The sequence below is a fragment of the Mesorhizobium sp. B2-3-14 genome (genome assembly GCF_006442175.1).
GTDB lineage: Bacteria > Pseudomonadota > Alphaproteobacteria > Rhizobiales > Rhizobiaceae > Mesorhizobium > Mesorhizobium australicum.
In genome coordinates, this window is the sequence record NZ_VFVP01000013.1 from 85,954 (window position 1) to 102,411 (window position 16,458).

Genomic DNA, 16,458 nt, shown 5'->3' on the forward strand with positions numbered 1-16,458 from the left:
TGCGGTTCTGACCGCTGCCGGCAATCATCGTGAATGCGCGCCACCGGCACTTCACGACCTCGAACCCATGGTCGAGCGTTCAAACGACGACTTGAAACGCCAACTGAGCAGCAGCCTCTAGCGGTTTGACTGGTATGGGATTTCGATCACCATGCCATCATAGGCTGGTTCGACATTGTCGGGCGTCTCGGCCATCACGGCGGTGTAATCGAGCGGCACGTGCATGTGCGTCAGCACGGCGCTCCCAGGCGAAAGCGCCTCGATCCAGTCCAGCGCCTGGCCAAGCGAAAGATGGCTTGGATGCGTGTTGTATTGCAAAGCGTCGATGACCAGCATGTCGAGACCTCGCAGCCGTTCTGCGGTGGTCTTGGGAAAGTCGCTGACATCGGGACAGTAGGCGAGCCCACCGATGCGGAAACCCAGCGAAATGATGTCGCCATGGATCTGGGGCAGCGGCTCGAAGGTGAGGGCACCCCCCTCTCCTTCGATCACGACCGGCCTGGTATGATCGATGATGCGGGCGTCGACGATCGGCGGATAGGAACTGCCTGCCGGCGTCTGGAAGCAATAGCCGAACGCCTCGCGCAGCCGCAGCATGGTCGGCTCGTCGGCATGGATGCCGATGCGATGCCGTTGTTCCAGCACATAGCCGCGCAGGTCATCGATGCCGTGGATGTGGTCGGCATGCGGATGCGTGTAGATCACCCCGTCGATGCGCCTGACTGAAGCCATCAGCATCTGCTCGCGGAAATCGGGGCCGGTGTCGATGACGACCGTGGTGCGGCCGCCATTGGCGGCAATGCGCTCGACAAGCGCCGCCGTGCGCATGCGCCGGTTCCTGGGATTGGTGGGATCGCAATTGCCCCAGTCGCCGGTGATGCGCGGCGTGCCTGGGGATGACCCGCAGCCGAGAATTGTCAGGCGCAGCCGGTCGCTCATGTCTCGAGCGCCTGCTGGCGAGGCATTTTTCCAAACAGCCGAAAGAAATTATCGGTCGTCACCGCCGCGATCTCAGCCTCGCTGACGCCGATTGTCTCGGCCAGCGCCTTCGCGGTTTGCGCGACGTAAGCCGGCTCGTTGCGCTTGCCGCGAAACGGCACCGGCGCCAGATATGGCGCGTCGGTCTCGACCAGCAGCCGGTCACGCGGCAAATCGGCGGCGATGGCGCGCAATTCGATCGAGTTCTTGAAGGTCAGGATGCCCGAGAACGACACATAGCCGCCAAACGACACGCCGACCTCCGCGAGCCGCCGTCCCGACGAAAAGCAATGCAGGATGAACGGGAAGGCGCCCTTCCCTGTCTCGTCCTCGAGAATGGCGGCCATGTCGTCGTCGGCATCGCGTGAATGGATGACGAGAGGCAGCCCGGTCTCGCGGGCGGCGGCGATATGAGCGCGAAAACCCTGCGCCTGCGCATCGCGCGGTGCCTTGTCGTAGAAATAATCGAGACCTGCTTCACCGATCGCCACCACCTTTGGGTGAGTGGACAGGCGGACAAGGTCGGCGGTGGTGACGTCGAGCTCCTCGGCGGCATTGTGCGGGTGAGTGCCGACCGAGCAATAGACTTCGTCGAAAGTTTCCGCGATCTCAAGAACTTGCTGAAACCGCTTCACGCGCGTGGAGATCGTCACCATGCGGCCGATTCCGGCCGCCTTGGCGCGGGCGACAATGGCCGCCCGCTCCTCGGCGAAGTCCGGAAAGTCCAGATGACAATGGCTGTCGACGAGCATCAGGCGTTCGCGTCCGTCTGTTCGACATAGCGCGGAAACACGCCCTCCGGCGCAGGCAGCGCCGTCCCGGAAACAAGCGCATGGTCGGCGTGGACATGCACGAACTCGCGATTGTCCGCCGGCACCGCCAGCAGGTCGAGCAGCTTGCCGGCCGAGCCCGGAATGAAGGGCTGGCATAGAACCGCCACGCGCCGGACCACTTCGGCCGTCGTCCACAGCACCGTTTCCATGCGCTCGGGATTGGTTTTCTTGAGCGCCCAGGGTTCCTGTCCGGCGAAATACCGGTCGGCTTCCGTAACCACGCCGAAGATCGCCGCCAGTGCCAGATGGATGCCCTGTTCCGCCATTGCCTTGCGCGCGGTGGCGAGAGCGTCGATCGCTTGATCCAGGATCACCTTGTCGGCTTCCGCCAGGTCGCCGCGCTTCGGTACCACGCCGCCGCAATTCTTGGCGATCATCGACAGCGAGCGCTGCGCCAGATTGCCGAGACCGTTGGCCAGATCGGCGTTGGTGCGGTTGACGATCGCTTCATGGCTGTAGCTGCCGTCCTGGCCGAACGGCACTTCGCGCAGGAAGAAGTAGCGTACCTGGTCGAGGCCATAATGCTCGATCATGGTGAACGGGTCGATGACGTTGCCGACCGATTTCGACATCTTCTCGCCGCGGTTGAACAGAAAGCCGTGGCCGAAGACGCGCTTCGGCAGCGGGATGCCGGCCGACATCAGGAAGGCCGGCCAATAAACCGCGTGGAAGCGCACGATGTCCTTGCCGATGATGTGCGCATCGGCTGGCCAGAACTTCCATTTCTCATCTTTTTCATCGGGATAGCCGACGCCGGTGATGTAGTTGGTCAGCGCGTCGACCCACACATACATGACATGCTTTTCGTCGCCGGGTACCGGCACGCCCCAGTCAAATGTGGTGCGCGAGATCGACAGGTCCTTCAGTCCCGACTTGACGAAGCTCATCACCTCGTTGCGGCGCTCGGCCGGACCTATGAAGTCGGGCTGGCCTTCATAAAGCGCGACGAGCTTGTCCTGATAGGCCGACAGGCGGAAGAAGTAGCTCTCTTCCTCGACCCATTCGACCGGCGTTCCCTGCGGCCCGTAGCGGACATTGTCGGGACGGACCTCGGTCTCCTCCTCGCCGTAATAGGCTTCGTCGCGCACCGAGTACCAGCCGGCATAGCCGCCCTTATAGACGTCGCCATTGGCGGCCATCGCCTTCCAGATCGCCTGCGAAGCAGCGTAATGGCGCTCCTCGGTGGTCCGGATGAAATCGTCGTTGGAGGCGTTGAGCGCGGTCGCCATGCGCTTGAACTCGGCTGAATTGCGGTCGGCCAGTTCGCGCGCAGAAATGCCTTCGCGCTTGGCTGTCTGCAGCATCTTGATGCCGTGCTCGTCGGTGCCGGTAAGGAAGAAGACCTGCCTGCCGTCGAGCCGCTGGAAGCGGGCAAGAGCATCGGTGGCGATCAGCTCGTAGGCATGGCCGATATGCGGCTTGCCGTTCGGATAGGAAATCGCGGTCGTGATGTAGAATGTGTCGCGTGACATGAATGAACCGTCATGAATGTCTGAATGGAGGCCGTGGCGGTGGATATCGCATCGGAATGGCGATTGCCATCCCGAGACCAGTGCATGCCGCCCAAAAGTGGCCCCGGTTTAAGGGGCAACGGCATGCACCAAAAAAGCCCGTCACATTCGCATTGCAGAATTCAGGCGGTCGATCATGGTCAGGGCGTGCTGCTTTTTGTCGAGATTGTAGGTGTCCGTCTCAGATATAGCGTCCAGCGCCTCATGCCAACTGTCCGACAGCGCTTTGGCCCGCTTGAGATCGCCAGCCCGCGCCGCCTGGCTTGCCGCATCCGACAGAAGGTCCAGCGCCCGGCGATTGAAGATGTCGAACTGTATCGCCTGGTCCTTGCCCGCGACCGCCTCGGCCAGGCGATAGGCGCCGCCAATATCGCTCTTTCCCGTCGCCACCAGTCCATCCAGCGTCCGCGCGATCTCCAGCCCGCCATACTGCGTCAACAGGATCGCGTTGCGGGCGCTGCCCCCTGCCCGCTCGACCAATGCAGGCCTCGCGGCCGGATCGTCGGGCGGCGGCGGCTCCGCTGTCTCCAGCACCGCCATCAGTTCGTTGGCGTCGAGCGGTGTCAGCCGCACCACCTGGCAGCGCGAGCGGATCGTCGGCAGCAGACTGCCGGGTGCATGGACGATGAGAATGAACAGGGTCCGTGCCGGTGGTTCCTCGAGATTCTTCAGCAAGGCATTGGCCGCATTGGCATTCATGTCGTCGGCCGGATCGACGATCACCACCCGGTAGCTGCCGTCATGCGAAGTCAGCGACAGAAAGCGGCTGACCTTGCGGATTTCGTCGACGGTGACGACGGTCTTGAAACTCTTGGTCTTGTCGTTCAACGGGCGGGTCAGATGCAGTACGCCGGGATGCGCGCCGGTTGCGATCTGGCGAAACAGCGGCGAGGCCGGATCTGGAACTGCTAGGTTGCCAGGCGCCTGGTCGAAGGCCGGATGCTTCAAAAGGTGGTGGGCGAGATGGAAGGCGAGCGTCGCCTTGCCGATCCCGACCGGACCGGCGAAGATAAGCGCATGAGGCAGCTTTCCCGCACGATAGGCGGCGGCAAGCATGGTGACGGCCTGCCCGTGTCCGACCAGACGCGGTGTTTCGGAGGGTTCCGGCACACCGTCCAGCGTATCATGCTGTTCCGGCGCGATGCGTTCGAAGATCATACGGGTGCGACCTGCCTGTTGCGCTCGGACGCCCTTGCCTCCAGTGCCGCGAACACGGTCGCCGTGACGACATCCTCCACCGTGTCCGGATCGGCGGACGCATCGACGACGATGCAGCGTTCCGGCTCTGCCGCGGCGATCGCCAGGAACGCTTCGCGGCGGGCCTGGTGGATGGCCAGCGTCTCTTTTTCGAAGCGGTCGGCTGTGGCATCGCTGCCACGCCGCAATGTCGCGCGCTTCAAACCCTCGGCCGGGTCGATATCGAAGATCAGCGTCATGTCGGGCATCATGCCGTTGACGGCGACCTGTTCCAACATGGCCATGAATGCCGGATCGATCCCACCCGTAACGCCTTGATAGACACGCGAGGAATCCAGGAAGCGGTCACAAAGCACGATGGAGCCGCGTTCGACCGCCGGACGGATGACCTGCTCGACGTGGTCGGAACGCGCGGCTGCGAAGAGCAGCGCTTCCATCTTGGGCCCGAACGGTTCGGCGGCACCCGAAAGCAGCACATGCCTGACCGCTTCGGCGCCCGGCGAGCCGCCCGGCTCGCGTGTCCGTACGACATCATACTTCTTGGCGCGCATCTTGGTGGCCAGCCGCTCGATCTGTGTCGACTTGCCTGCGCCTTCGCCGCCTTCGAAGGTGATGAAAAAACCGCGCGCCAACCGAGGGCCTTTGTTCGTGTTCGAGTGGATTGTTGGGCTGTAGATAGTCCGCGTTCGGGAAAACGTCCATGCCGTCGGCGCTATCGAAGCCAGCCGATCGCCAGTTCCTTGACGGCATCGAGAGCGCGTTGCGGCAACGTGCCGACGCTGATCGACTCGGCGGCGAACAACGGTGTCTCCTGGCTCAGCGTGTCGCCGATCCAGACGCGCAGTGCGCCCACCGGCTGCCCCTCCTCCACCGGTGCCGCGACCGGGCCGGTGTAGATGATCCTGGCCGTCAGCTTGTCGCGGTTGGTGATCGGCAGGAAGATGTCGATCGGACCTTTTGCCTTGAGCGTCACGCCGGATTTCATGCCGCCAAAAACCTGGGCCTCTCCGACCACCTCGTCCTTGGCGAAGATTTCGGTCTTCTCGAACGAGCGAACGCCCCAATCGAGCAGTTTGCGTGCCTCTTCTGCGCGCTCCTTGTCATTTGCCAGCCCGCTCATCGCCGCGATCACCCTCGTGCCGTTGTGGCTGACCGAAGCCACGATGCCGAAACCGGATGTCTCGCTTGCGCCGACAGCCAGGCCGTCGGCGCCGATGTCCATCGCCAGCAACGGGTTGCGGTTCCTCTGCGAGATCTTGTTCCAGGTGAAATCCTTCAACCCGTAATACCGGTAGAAATCGGGGTATTCGCGCCATAGGTGCAGGGCGAGCTGCGCCAATTCGCGCACGTTTGTCTGTTGGCCGTCGGCCGGCAGGCCAGTGGAGTTCACGAAAGTCGACGTCTTGAGGCCGATCTGGCGCGCACGTTCGGTCATCTCTCCGGCAAAATTGTCCTCGGATCCGGCCATGCCTTCGGCGATGACGATACAGCCGTCATTGGCGGCCTGCACGGTCACCCCCTGGATCAGGTCCTCGAGCCGGATCGCCGATTTGAGCTTGGCGAACATCGTCGAGGTTCCCGACGGCGCGCCACCTTTGCGCCAGGCGTTTTCGCTGACCACGAACGTATCGTCGAGTTTGAGGCGCCCGGATTTGAGGGCGTTGAAAACCACTTCCATCGTCATCAGCTTGGCCATCGAAGCCGGCGGAATGGGTTTATCGGCATCTTTCGAAAACAGCACCGTGCCGGTATCGGCATCGATCATGAAGGCTTGCGCGGCCTTGGTCTCGAAAAGCTGCGCTTGGGCCGGCGAAAGCGTAAGCAGGAGGCTGAGGAGAAAAAAAACGGCGAAAGGCTGTAGCAAGCGAAACTGCATGAAAATCGACCCGTTGGCCGGCCCCTCCGGCGTCCCGAAACTATCGGGCTTTTTCGGTGAGGGATCAACTGCCGGGCGCAACCGGCGCTGGATCAGTCGCGCACGACCAGCGCGTCGGGCGCGCCATGAGACCACGCCGCCTTCAGCAACTCGTCCAGACCGCCATGGCCGTCCGGATAGAGGTTGACCGCATACCAGTCATTGCCGTCGAGATCGGAGCGCTGGATTTCTATTCTGCCGAAGGGCTTTAGTGCCGAGGCCACACGTGTGGCTTCGGTGGCGTCGTCGAACGTGCCGGCGGCGACATAGTCGGCACTGGATGGCGCCGCTTGGCGGCCGGTGTTTTTCCACGACCGCAGGATGTCTGCGGGCGACATGCCGCTGTCGTCCAGAGCGGCAAAGACATCCGCGCGATGGACGCGTTCATCCGCATAGGACAGCGACGCCATGGCGAACGGCGATTGCGGCGGCAGGCTGATCTGCGGCCGTTCCGGCACGATCGGTCCAAAATCGGGCAGCGCCGGATCGCCGAAGGCCGGCTGCGCGGCCATCCGTCCCTGCATCGGTGCCGCGGCATCCGTCAGCTGACCTGGAAACGGCACGGCGGCCGCGCCGACCGGAAGGCTCGGCGAAGGCCCGTTCATGGCCACCATGACGCCGGTCGGCAGGCCATCCGATGGGTCCGGTATGCGGTTGCCTGGATGGTAAGAGGCCATCAGGTACTGATCGTCATTGCCGTCGAGCGGCGCGCGGCCGACATATTCGACCTTCACCTTCGCGGTACCGACCTTGTCGTAGTCCAGCATCTGCGCGGCTCGCTCCGAGACGTCGATGATGCGGCCCTCATGGTAGGGGCCGCGGTCATTGACGCGCACGATGACCGAACTGCCGGTTTCGAGGTTGGTGACGCGGGCATAGCTGGGCAGCGGCATGGTCGGATGCGCCGCCGTCAGATGCGCCATGTCGTAGACTTCGCCATTGGCGGTCAGCCGGCCATGGAAGGCGTCGCCATACCATGATGCCAGACCCACCATGGCGTACTTCTTGTCTTCCTTGGGATAATACCACTTGCCGCGCACCTGATAGGGCTTGCCAAGCTGGTCGCGACCGCCGCCGCGCCGCATGAAGGCAGCGCGCGGACTGGCCTTCACCCCATATTCGGTCTCGGCGAAATATTCCTTGGAGCGGGTCTTCTTGTAGACCATCCCTTTCGGCTCGGGCTGCGACGCGCAAGCGGCGAGCAATGCAGCCGACGCTGCAAGCAACGCAACCGTGGCAACGCGACGAAGACGCGGGTGCGTCACAGCCTGCATTCTTGATTGCCCCCTAAATCTCATGAAGACGTCGCATCCGACCATCAGAGGAGCCAAAGCACTCACTCGACAATGCCAACGACGCCTCGAACCCCGATCCTTTGTGCGCAGGAATTGTTTATCACGGTATTAACCGATTGTGGCCGGAACCGGGCAAGATTGTGACGCCGCCTGTCCTGTCCTAGGCTCAGGGAGCGACCTGCTCATGCAAGCCGGTTGACAGGCCTTTGCCGGGCACACTAGAGCAGTGGCCGGCAGTCGCTGGAGGGATGGCCGAGCGGTTTAAGGCACCGGTCTTGAAAACCGGCGTGGGCGCAAGTTCACCGTGGGTTCGAATCCCACTCCCTCCGCCATAACGTCTATGAATCAGATAGGGACCCCACCGCTATCCCCTGCCCGCTTGGCTGCGGTGGTGCCGCAACATCTTCACCAATCATCCGCGGGTGCCATGGTCGAGTTCGACACGGGCATCTGGGGTCGCCGATTTGAGAGCCGATAAGGGGTGACTGCAAGCGCCGTAAAGCGTCTCGTAGTTACCATTCACGATGATTTTGGGCATGGTGGGCACAGGGAACCGGTAGCTATCCACCGCGTTCTCTCGGCATGCTCAAGAAAATCGCCTTTGCCGCCGTGCTTGTTCAAGTTGCAGCCTTGTCAGCCCTCCTGACGCAAACATTCCTCCTTGCATCCACGCCTACCCAAGCGGCCAGTGTGCAAGGCGAGCCCGTGGTGGCCGTTACGGCATCGGAATGCGCCAAGGCGACATGGCCTAATATTCCCGTTCAGTGCCTTGAGAGGGTTGAGGCGAGAGCGCAATAAAACTGGAGAAACGCAAGCCGGCGGGCCGCCTCCGACACACGGAATTGTTCCATTGCGTCCAAGGCGATCATTGCCATCGTCGAAAGCTACAGATTACTGCTGACGCCCGACCGGCGAAACTGTCACGATTAACGAATCATTGACCGCGCTGTCCTATTCTGAGACAGCGCGGTCAAATCCCAACCGGACTGCGCAGGCGGCTCCGGCAACCCAGCCCCCGCCGCACTGTCGGAGCCGCCACCATAAATGGAATACCAGCAATGGTTGAATCAACCGTTACTGCAGTTGTTGCAACTAGAACGAACGATTCCACTGTTCCGCATCATTCCACCTAGCGCGCCCGGTTCAAAAAACCGCAGGACGTCATAGGAGCCAAAAAAAGCCCGCCGGGCGGAGCCAGTCCGCTCAGCGTGACTAACAGGAGACTGATAGCGAATCCGTTTCGATTTAATGCTCTGAGCATGGAATGCGCCTTCGATGACATCGCCAGCGCCCAGACAGCCCGCAAACGGCAATGGGTAGCGCTATAGCAGCGAGTCCCGCTCTAGCTCCCTCTCGCAAGGCGTGGGCCGTGCCACAGCCGGCTGACACTCTACAGAAGAGCCGAGCAGTCTACCTGATCGCGCATCGAGGCTAGATCGTCGCGAACGAGCCATTCCGAGTAAGCCCTCAGTCGCCTGAGGCCAGCGGTCTTGGCGTCTCGCTCGGTTCGCTCGGTTTCCAGCGTTGCTGACGCTGGGAGCCACGCGATGCATTTAGGCTTCGGATGGTACCGAAGTGATCCGACAATTTGATCCTTCACCGGCCATTCCCCTCATACGCCCTGTGAAGCTTTCACATGTGGCGGGGTAAGTCGTCCGTCATTGTGATGATGTCACGGCCAACTGCGATTCAAAGGGGAACCGACAACAGGGCAAGCGGACCAGTCCCGAACCTTCATGACCGGCACATATTTTCCAACCCACCCAGCAAAAGGCCCGCCAGCTGGGAACCGGCGGGCAAGTTCTGGAGTGCTGGGATCAACCAGCATAGGTCAACGATGGGCGGCGAAGTTGGTTGCGGGGGCGACCCAACCGTAGACGGCTATTTCGACTCCACGCCCGGCTCAGGCTGAATGTCGATCGTGTCGCCATCTCCATGCACGGCATCACGGTCCCAGTCATTGGTCTTGTCAGGTGTTTTGGCAACCGCTTTTCGGGTGTTCCTTCCTCGGTCCTTGCGGGGTTCTGGACCTGGCAGTTCGCGTGATGACTTCGGCTCCACATGCGCCTCCTGTTCTCTACCAAAACAAAGTCGGGGGGCTCGGGTTCCAACAAAGCAAAGCCCGCCGCCTCCGGGAGGAGCGCAGCGGGCCATTCGGCTAGGATTGAGGGGACATCTCCACGCTGCCAAAACAACAGATCGGCAGCGGATTGGTTCCCTGATGACGGGACCGTGAGATAGCGTGTTAGCCCAACAGCCGCCGCAACCGCTCCGCCCCGGCAAACGATCGGCGTTTGCTATTTGGCTTTTAGCCGGAGACATGTCAGCCAGATTTTTTGGCTCGGTCGCTTTTCGCTGCGCGTTCGTCTGGTGGCCCCGACGCTTGGTGCAACCCGACCGTCTCCCGCCGTTTGAATGATGCCGTTTCTGGAAGCTGGCGTATTAACGGTCAAGCTGGCGGGTAATCATCCCAACCCAACACCGCTGGTCAGGCCCGGCGGCGTCCCACCCCTCCTCGCCGGGCCGCCCGCATGTTGCACAAAGGCGAAGGTCGCCACCTTGCTCAGTCGGACTGCTGTGTGCGCTCCGCGATGGCAAACGCCTGCAGGTTCCTGGCCTTGCCGATGTCCCGGTCGGCGTTCGCGATGATCGAAAAGAAGGCTGCTCTGGCGATATCCTTCTTGGAGGCCTTGGGGTGCGCTTTCCGGGCAGCCTTGACGAGCTGCTTGGGAGACATGTCGGGCGTGACGATCCTCATGAGGGTATCGCCGATCGCACTCATTTCGCTTGCATCCATGATGGGCGTCCCTGCTGACCGCAATGCCACAATAGCAAGGACAACTCGCGACCGACAATATGGTTCTGAAAATGAGAAACCCCGCCGGCAGGGACCGGAGGGGTTAGTCCTGGAAGGACGCGCGTTGCGCTGCGTTCGACAAGCGCGCATTGTCCAGATATCGCGCGGTTGCGACACCGATGTGACACAAGGACAGATGGCTGCGTACGCCCTTCGCAAGGACGATCGGTACGCGTCTCGCGGTCTTGCGACATCGGTGGCGATCACATGCCGGCCATAAGCATTATCGGAGATCCCTTCAGCCTTTGGAAAGGGAGATGTGGTTCTGCTGAGGAGTTGAAGCGCTGGCGGCGTGCCGGCGACAGGCTGGGCGATAGATGGACATCTTTGGCATCAAGGCGCTTTTGATCTGTGCGCTGATCTTCATTCCGTTCGAACATCTGTTTGCCGAGCAGCCGCAGAAGGTCCTCCGCAAAGGCTTGGATGTCGATCTGATTTATGTGCTGTTCAACACCTTTGTCATAAAGGCAGCCATGGCCATGATGGCGCTCGGCACCCTCGAAGCCGCCGCGATCCTTGTCCCGCAATCGGTAACGCGGGCCGTCAGCGGCCAGCCCATCTGGCTGCAGGTTGCGGAAATGATCCTGATCACCGATATCGGCGTCTATTGGGCGCATCGGGCCTTCCATAAAATCCCCGCTCTCTGGAAATTCCATGCGATACACCATGGCATTGAGGAGCTGGACTGGCTCGGCGCTTTCCATTCCCACCCGGTCGACGCGATCGTCACAAAGGCAATATCGTTGACGCCGATCTACCTCCTTGGCTTCTCCGACGCCTCACTCGCCGTCTTTTCGCTTATCTACTTCGGCCACACGATGCTTGTTCATTCAAACCTGCGGATTGCGTTCGGCCCCTTCAAGTGGTTGATCGCCAGCCCGCAGTTCCATCGCTGGCACCATGCCAACCAGCGCACAGCCTACGACAAGAACTTCGCCGGCCAATTGCCGTTCCTCGACGTGATATTCGGCACCTACAATGCCACCGGCAACAAGCTGCCCGAGAAATACGGCGTCGATGATCCCATCCCCTCCAGCTATTTCGGCCAGCTCGGCTATCCGTTCTTGCCTCACAGGAAGCCGTCGAAACGGGCAGCGCCGAGCGTCGAAGCAGGCTGGTTGCCGGACACGCCGGGCATCGAGCATGTCGACAGATGAGTTCGGGGCCACGGTGCCGAGGCCTTTCATGGCGAATCGGCTAAGCCTCGAGGCATGAACGAGACCTCACTCTACGCGCCGGTGAAGCGCTTCCTCGAAAACCTCGACTTCGTCGTGAAAGGGGAAATCGGCGGTTGCGACATCGTCGCGCTGCGCGAGGGAGAGCCGCCGATCGTCGTCATCTGCGAGCTGAAGCTGCAGTTCAATCTCGAACTGGTTCTGCAGGGCGTCGACCGTGCGGCTGCTTGCGATGAAGTTTGGCTGGCAGCGCGCATGTCGGCGCGGGGCAAGGGGCGCGAAAGCGATGCCAGGTTCCGCAATCTCTGCCGTCGGCTTGGCTTCGGGCTGCTCGCGGTGACCGCCAATGACAGGGTCGAAGTGCTTCTCAGTCCGGTCGCCCAGGCACCGCGCAAAAATGCGCGACGGCGTTCTCGCCTTGTCGATGAGCATCAGCGCCGCCGCGGCGATCCTGTCGCTGGCGGCGGATCGCGCACTCCGATCATGACCGCCTACCGGCAGAGCGCCCTCGCCTGCGCCGCCGCGCTTGCGGACGGCCCCAAACGGCCGCGCGATCTGAAAGCCTTGACGTCGATCGCGCCGAAGATTCTTCAGCACAATGTCTATGGCTGGTTCGCAAGGGTCGAGCGTGGTCTCTATGATCTCACGGATGCCGGCCGAGCTTCGCTGGTTCGTTGGCCGCAGGTCGCGCACGATGAAGCCCGACACGAGATTTTGATTGCGCCGGACCTCTGAATGCCGGGGTTTGCCGAGCATGAACCGCCGCTATTGGTTGATTTTTCAGACAAAACATGTTGCTTGTCCCGCCCATGAAGACACTCTGCATGATGGCCATTGCGTCCCTGACGCTGGCCTTTCCGGCCAGTGCGATGGACAACGCTTTGCGCGCCGGGCTGATGAAACTTGATCCGCAAACCCGCCTCGAACAGCGTTGCGATGCCGAAATCCTGGACCGGATCACCCACGATGATCGCAAGTTCAAGGCCGACCGCGTCGTCGCTTACGCCTTCGCGACGCCGGAGATGAGCGCCGACGCAATCCGGAGTCCCGGTGCGGCGTTCCGCAGCAAGGGGCAATGGTACCGGCTGAAATTCAAATGCCAGACGGGACCGGACCATATGGAAGTTCTCCAGCTCCGCTATCGGATCGGGGACGAGATTCCGGAAGCCGACTGGGCGAAATACAATCTCTACGATTAGGTTCTCGCGGGCTTGCGCCCGCCTCCGGCTTGTGCCGGCGGCTGTCGAGAACCTCCCGCAATTCCACCGCCACGAAAATGGTTTTCCAGCGTTGCCCGTTGCCGCACTTGACGCCAGCGGACCATGCCTTTAGGCCCGTTCGGACGATCGACGACGAACACTCGACGAAGGGCTTCCAGGTCGATGGAAATATTTACCGCCGCGGGCTTTTCGGCTCTCCTTCAGGTCATCGCCATCGACCTTGCGCTCGCGGGCGACAATGCCATCGTTATCGGCCTTGCCGCTGCCGGCCTGCCGGCCAGCCAGCGCCAGCGAGCCATTCTTGTCGGCATCGCGGCGGCCACCGTTCTTCGCATTTTCTTCGCCCTGATCACGCAATGGCTGCTGACCATTGGTCCCATGCTGCTTATCGGCGGCGGCCTGCTTTTGCTGTGGGTTTGCTGGAAGATGTGGCGCGAATTGCGTGTCAGCCACGACGATGAGCGCGACGCCACCGAAGCGCTGTCGAACGGCGACTTCGACAAGGATGGCGTCATTGGCGGCAAGGGGCCGAGCAAAACCTTCTCGCAGGCCGCTTGGCAGATCGTCATTGCCGACGTCTCGATGTCGCTCGACAATGTTCTGGCCGTCGCGGGAGCGGCTATGAACCATCCGACGGTGCTGATTGTCGGGCTGGCGCTGTCGATCGCTTTGATGGGCTTTGCCGCGTCATTCGTCGCGCGCTTGCTGCACAAATACCGCTGGATTGCCTATATCGGCCTGGTCATCATTCTCTATGTCGCGGTCAAGATGCTGCTGGACGGAGCCGTGCAGCAATTCCCCGATCATTTCGCTTTCCTGTCACCCTGGTTCGGGTCGAACGGGCACTGACGCACATGCCGGGCCGCAGGGCTCCGTTTGCCTGATTGAGCAAGCCGTGCTATTGCGCCGCCCAAATTGAGCTCCTGCCAGGAGCCATGCAAGCCATCATATGTTGAGACTGCGGGCCGGATCGGTGTTTCCGGTTCGCGTCCATTGGAAAATTGCCCATGTCCGCCCCACGCGTCAGCTTCGTCAGTCTCGGATGTCCCAAGGCCCTTGTCGATTCCGAGCGCATCATCACGCGTCTGCGGGCCGAGGGTTATGAGATCGCCCGCAAGCATGACGGCGCCGATCTCGTTGTCGTCAACACCTGTGGTTTTCTCGACTCCGCCCGCGACGAGTCGCTTAACGCCATCGGCTCGGCACTGTCGGAAAACGGCAGGGTCATCGTCACCGGCTGTCTGGGCGCCGAGCCGGACGTGATCCGCGAGAAGCACCCCAACGTGCTGGCGATCACCGGTCCGCAGGCCTATGAGAGCGTGATGGCCGCCGTCCATGAGGCAGCCCCTCCCGCACACGATCCCTACATCGACCTGCTGCCGCCGCAAGGCGTCAAGCTGACGCCGCGCCATTACGCCTATTTGAAGATTTCGGAAGGCTGCAACAACCGTTGCACCTTCTGCATCATTCCGGCACTGCGCGGCGATCTCGTCTCGCGGCCGGCCGCCGATGTGCTGCGCGAAGCCGAGAAACTGGCCAAGGCCGGCGTCAAGGAACTGCTCGTCATCTCGCAGGATACCAGCGCCTACGGCATCGACATCAAGTACCAGACGTCCATGTTCGGCGACCGCGAAGTGCGGGCGAAATTCCTTGATCTCTCGGAGGAGTTGGGCAAGCTCGGCATCTGGGTGCGCATGCATTATGTCTACCCCTATCCGCACGTCGCCGACGTCATCCCGCTGATGGCCGAAGGAAAAATCCTTCCCTACCTGGACATCCCCTTCCAGCATGCCTCGCCACAGGTGCTGAAGAACATGCGCCGGCCCGCTCATGGCGAGAAGACGCTCGAGCGCATTCGCGGCTGGCGCGACGTGTGCCCGGATCTCGCCATCCGCTCGACCTTCATCGTCGGCTTCCCCGGCGAAACGGATGACGACTTCGAGATGCTGCTCGATTGGCTGGATGAAGCGAAAATCGATCGCGCCGGCTGCTTCAAATACGAGCCGGTCAGAGGCGCCCGCTCCAACGAGCTCGGGCTTGAGCAGGTGCCGCAGGAGATCAAGGAAGCGCGCTGGCATCGCTTCATGCAGCGCCAGCAGAAGATCTCGGCAGCGCAGCTGGCCAGGAAGGTCGGCAAGCGTCTGCCGGTGCTGATCGACGAGGCGCACGGCACTTCGGCAAAGGGTCGCACCAAATATGATGCGCCCGAGATCGATGGTTCGGTCCACATCCAGTCGCGCCGCCCGATGCGCGCCGGCGACATCGTCACCGTCAAGATCGAGCGCGCGGACGCTTACGATCTCTACGGCTCGGCTGTCTGAGCCTTCCATCAAGTTCACCATCCAAATGAAAAAGGGCGCCTCGCGGCGCCCTTCCCATAGAGACGTGGCGTGCTGCTTATTGCGGCAACTTGTCGTCGACGCCCTTGACGTAGAAATTCATGCCGAGCAGCGTGCCGTCGTCGGCGACCTCGCCGTCCTTCAGCCATGCAGAGCCGTCCTGCTTGGCGATCGGCCCGGTGAAGGGATTCCAGCCTCCGGCGATCTTCTTTTCGGTCGCTTCGGCCATCGCCTTCACGTCGTCGGGCATGTTGGTGTAGGGCGCGAGCTTGACCGCGCCGTCCTTGATGCCGAGCCAGACATTGTCCGGCTTCCAGGTGCCGTCGATGGCCGCCTGCACGCGGCTGATATAGTACGGACCCCATTCGTCCGTCAGCGAGGTCAGCTGCGCGTGGGGCGCGAACTTGATCATGTCGGACGACTGGCCGAAGCCGTGCAGCTTGCGCTCCTCGGCCACCTGCAGGGCCGCGGTCGAGTCGGTGTGCTGGACGATGATGTCGGCGCCCTGGTCGAACAGCGCCTTGGCGGCGTCGGCTTCCTTGCCCGGATCGAACCACGAATTGACCCAGACGATCTTGGCCTTGAAGTTCGGATTGATCGACTGCGCGCCGAGCATGAAGGAGTTGATCCCCATCACCACTTCCGGGATCGGGAAGGAGACGATGTAGCCGGCGACGCCGGACTTCGATTCCTTGGCGGCGATCTGGCCGAGCACATAGCGGCCTTCATAGAAGCGGGCATTGTAGATGCCGAGATTGTCCCCGGTCTTGTAGCCGGTGGCGTGCTCGAACATCACCTTGGGAAACTTCTTGGCCACCTTCACTTCGGCGTCCATGAAGCCGAACGAGGTACCGAAGATGATCTTGCAGCCTTCGCGCGCCAGGCGCTCGAAAGCACGGTCAGCATCGGGGCCTTCGGAGACGTTTTCCAGGTAAGCAGTCTCGACCTTGTCGCCGAGCGCCTTCTCGACCTCGAGGCGGCCCTGGTCGTGCTGGTAGGAATAGCCGAAATCGCCGATCGGGCCGGTGTAGACCCAGCAGGCCTTCAACTTGTCGGCGGCCTCCGCGGACACGGCCAGCGACAAAGCCGCTGTCGTCGTCATCAGGGCAATAAGCAGTTTTTTCATTGTGTTACCTCT

14 protein-coding genes and 1 tRNA gene are annotated in these 16,458 nt (G+C 61.8%); 6 read left to right on the top strand and 9 right to left on the bottom strand.

What is annotated here, in order from left to right:
• Nucleotides 1–117: 117 nt before the first annotated feature.
• From FJ950_RS25890 to FJ950_RS25920, 7 genes are all read right to left on the bottom strand, one after another.
• Entirely contained in the window at nt 118–939 is an 822-nt protein-coding gene (locus tag FJ950_RS25890; protein WP_015317904.1) for an MBL fold metallo-hydrolase, read from the bottom strand.
• Nucleotides 936–1,730 carry a TatD family hydrolase gene (locus FJ950_RS25895; protein ID WP_140619628.1) on the bottom strand — a complete coding sequence of 265 codons (795 nt, stop codon included), beginning with the start codon at nt 1,728–1,730 and terminating at the stop codon, nt 936–938. The genes FJ950_RS25890 and FJ950_RS25895 overlap by 4 nt, the downstream gene beginning before the upstream one ends.
• Nucleotides 1,730–3,283 (bottom strand): methionine--tRNA ligase, encoded by a 1,554-nt coding sequence (gene metG / locus FJ950_RS25900; protein WP_140619630.1) that lies wholly within the window; start codon nt 3,281–3,283, stop codon nt 1,730–1,732. The genes FJ950_RS25895 and metG overlap by 1 nt, the downstream gene beginning before the upstream one ends.
• A 141-nt stretch (nt 3,284–3,424) precedes the next feature.
• Complete coding sequence (locus FJ950_RS25905; RefSeq protein WP_140619632.1) at nt 3,425–4,480, bottom strand: DNA polymerase III subunit delta'; 1,056 nt, start codon at nt 4,478–4,480, stop codon at nt 3,425–3,427.
• Nucleotides 4,477–5,151 (bottom strand): dTMP kinase, encoded by a 675-nt coding sequence (gene tmk, locus FJ950_RS25910; protein WP_140619634.1) that lies wholly within the window; start codon nt 5,149–5,151, stop codon nt 4,477–4,479. Before tmk ends, FJ950_RS25905 begins: the two co-directional genes overlap by 4 nt.
• A gap of 80 nt (nt 5,152–5,231) precedes the next feature.
• Nucleotides 5,232–6,395, bottom strand: a complete 1,164-nt coding sequence (locus FJ950_RS25915; protein WP_140619636.1) for a D-alanyl-D-alanine carboxypeptidase family protein — start codon at nt 6,393–6,395, stop codon at nt 5,232–5,234.
• Nucleotides 6,396–6,487: 92 nt separating this feature from the next.
• Complete coding sequence (locus FJ950_RS25920) at nt 6,488–7,708, bottom strand: septal ring lytic transglycosylase RlpA family protein (RefSeq protein WP_140619638.1); 1,221 nt, start codon at nt 7,706–7,708, stop codon at nt 6,488–6,490.
• 263 nt (nt 7,709–7,971) lie between these two features.
• Between FJ950_RS25920 and FJ950_RS25925 the strand changes: the two genes are divergently transcribed.
• Nucleotides 7,972–8,061, top strand: a tRNA-Ser gene (locus FJ950_RS25925).
• Nucleotides 8,062–10,292: 2,231 nt separating this feature from the next.
• On the opposite strand, the gene FJ950_RS25935 is transcribed toward FJ950_RS25925, so the two are convergent.
• Nucleotides 10,293–10,526, bottom strand: coding sequence for a hypothetical protein (locus FJ950_RS25935; RefSeq protein WP_023784107.1), 234 nt, complete (start codon nt 10,524–10,526; stop codon nt 10,293–10,295).
• 377 nt (nt 10,527–10,903) lie between these two features.
• Between FJ950_RS25935 and FJ950_RS25940 the strand changes: the two genes are divergently transcribed.
• From FJ950_RS25940 to rimO, 5 genes are all read left to right on the top strand, one after another.
• The gene (locus FJ950_RS25940) at nt 10,904–11,743 is read left to right on the top strand and encodes a sterol desaturase family protein (RefSeq protein ID WP_015317896.1); all 840 of its coding nucleotides are present in this window, start codon (nt 10,904–10,906) and stop codon (nt 11,741–11,743) included.
• Nucleotides 11,744–11,797: 54 nt separating this feature from the next.
• On the top strand, nt 11,798–12,496 hold the full coding sequence (locus FJ950_RS25945) for a DUF2161 family putative PD-(D/E)XK-type phosphodiesterase (protein ID WP_015317895.1): 699 nt from the start codon (nt 11,798–11,800) through the stop codon (nt 12,494–12,496).
• Between the two features lie 56 nt (nt 12,497–12,552).
• Nucleotides 12,553–12,960: a DUF930 domain-containing protein gene (locus FJ950_RS25950; protein WP_041163455.1), complete on the top strand. Its 408-nt coding sequence runs from the start codon at nt 12,553–12,555 to the stop codon at nt 12,958–12,960.
• 183 nt (nt 12,961–13,143) lie between these two features.
• Complete coding sequence (locus tag FJ950_RS25955; RefSeq protein WP_015317893.1) at nt 13,144–13,830, top strand: TerC family protein; 687 nt, start codon at nt 13,144–13,146, stop codon at nt 13,828–13,830.
• Nucleotides 13,831–13,988: 158 nt separating this feature from the next.
• The gene (rimO, locus tag FJ950_RS25960) at nt 13,989–15,302 is read left to right on the top strand and encodes a 30S ribosomal protein S12 methylthiotransferase RimO (protein WP_015317892.1); all 1,314 of its coding nucleotides are present in this window, start codon (nt 13,989–13,991) and stop codon (nt 15,300–15,302) included.
• Nucleotides 15,303–15,378: 76 nt separating this feature from the next.
• Here the strand turns inward: rimO and FJ950_RS25965 are convergent, their stop codons facing one another.
• Nucleotides 15,379–16,446, bottom strand: a complete 1,068-nt coding sequence (locus tag FJ950_RS25965; protein WP_140619640.1) for a BMP family ABC transporter substrate-binding protein — start codon at nt 16,444–16,446, stop codon at nt 15,379–15,381.
• Nucleotides 16,447–16,458: the final 12 nt, after the last annotated feature.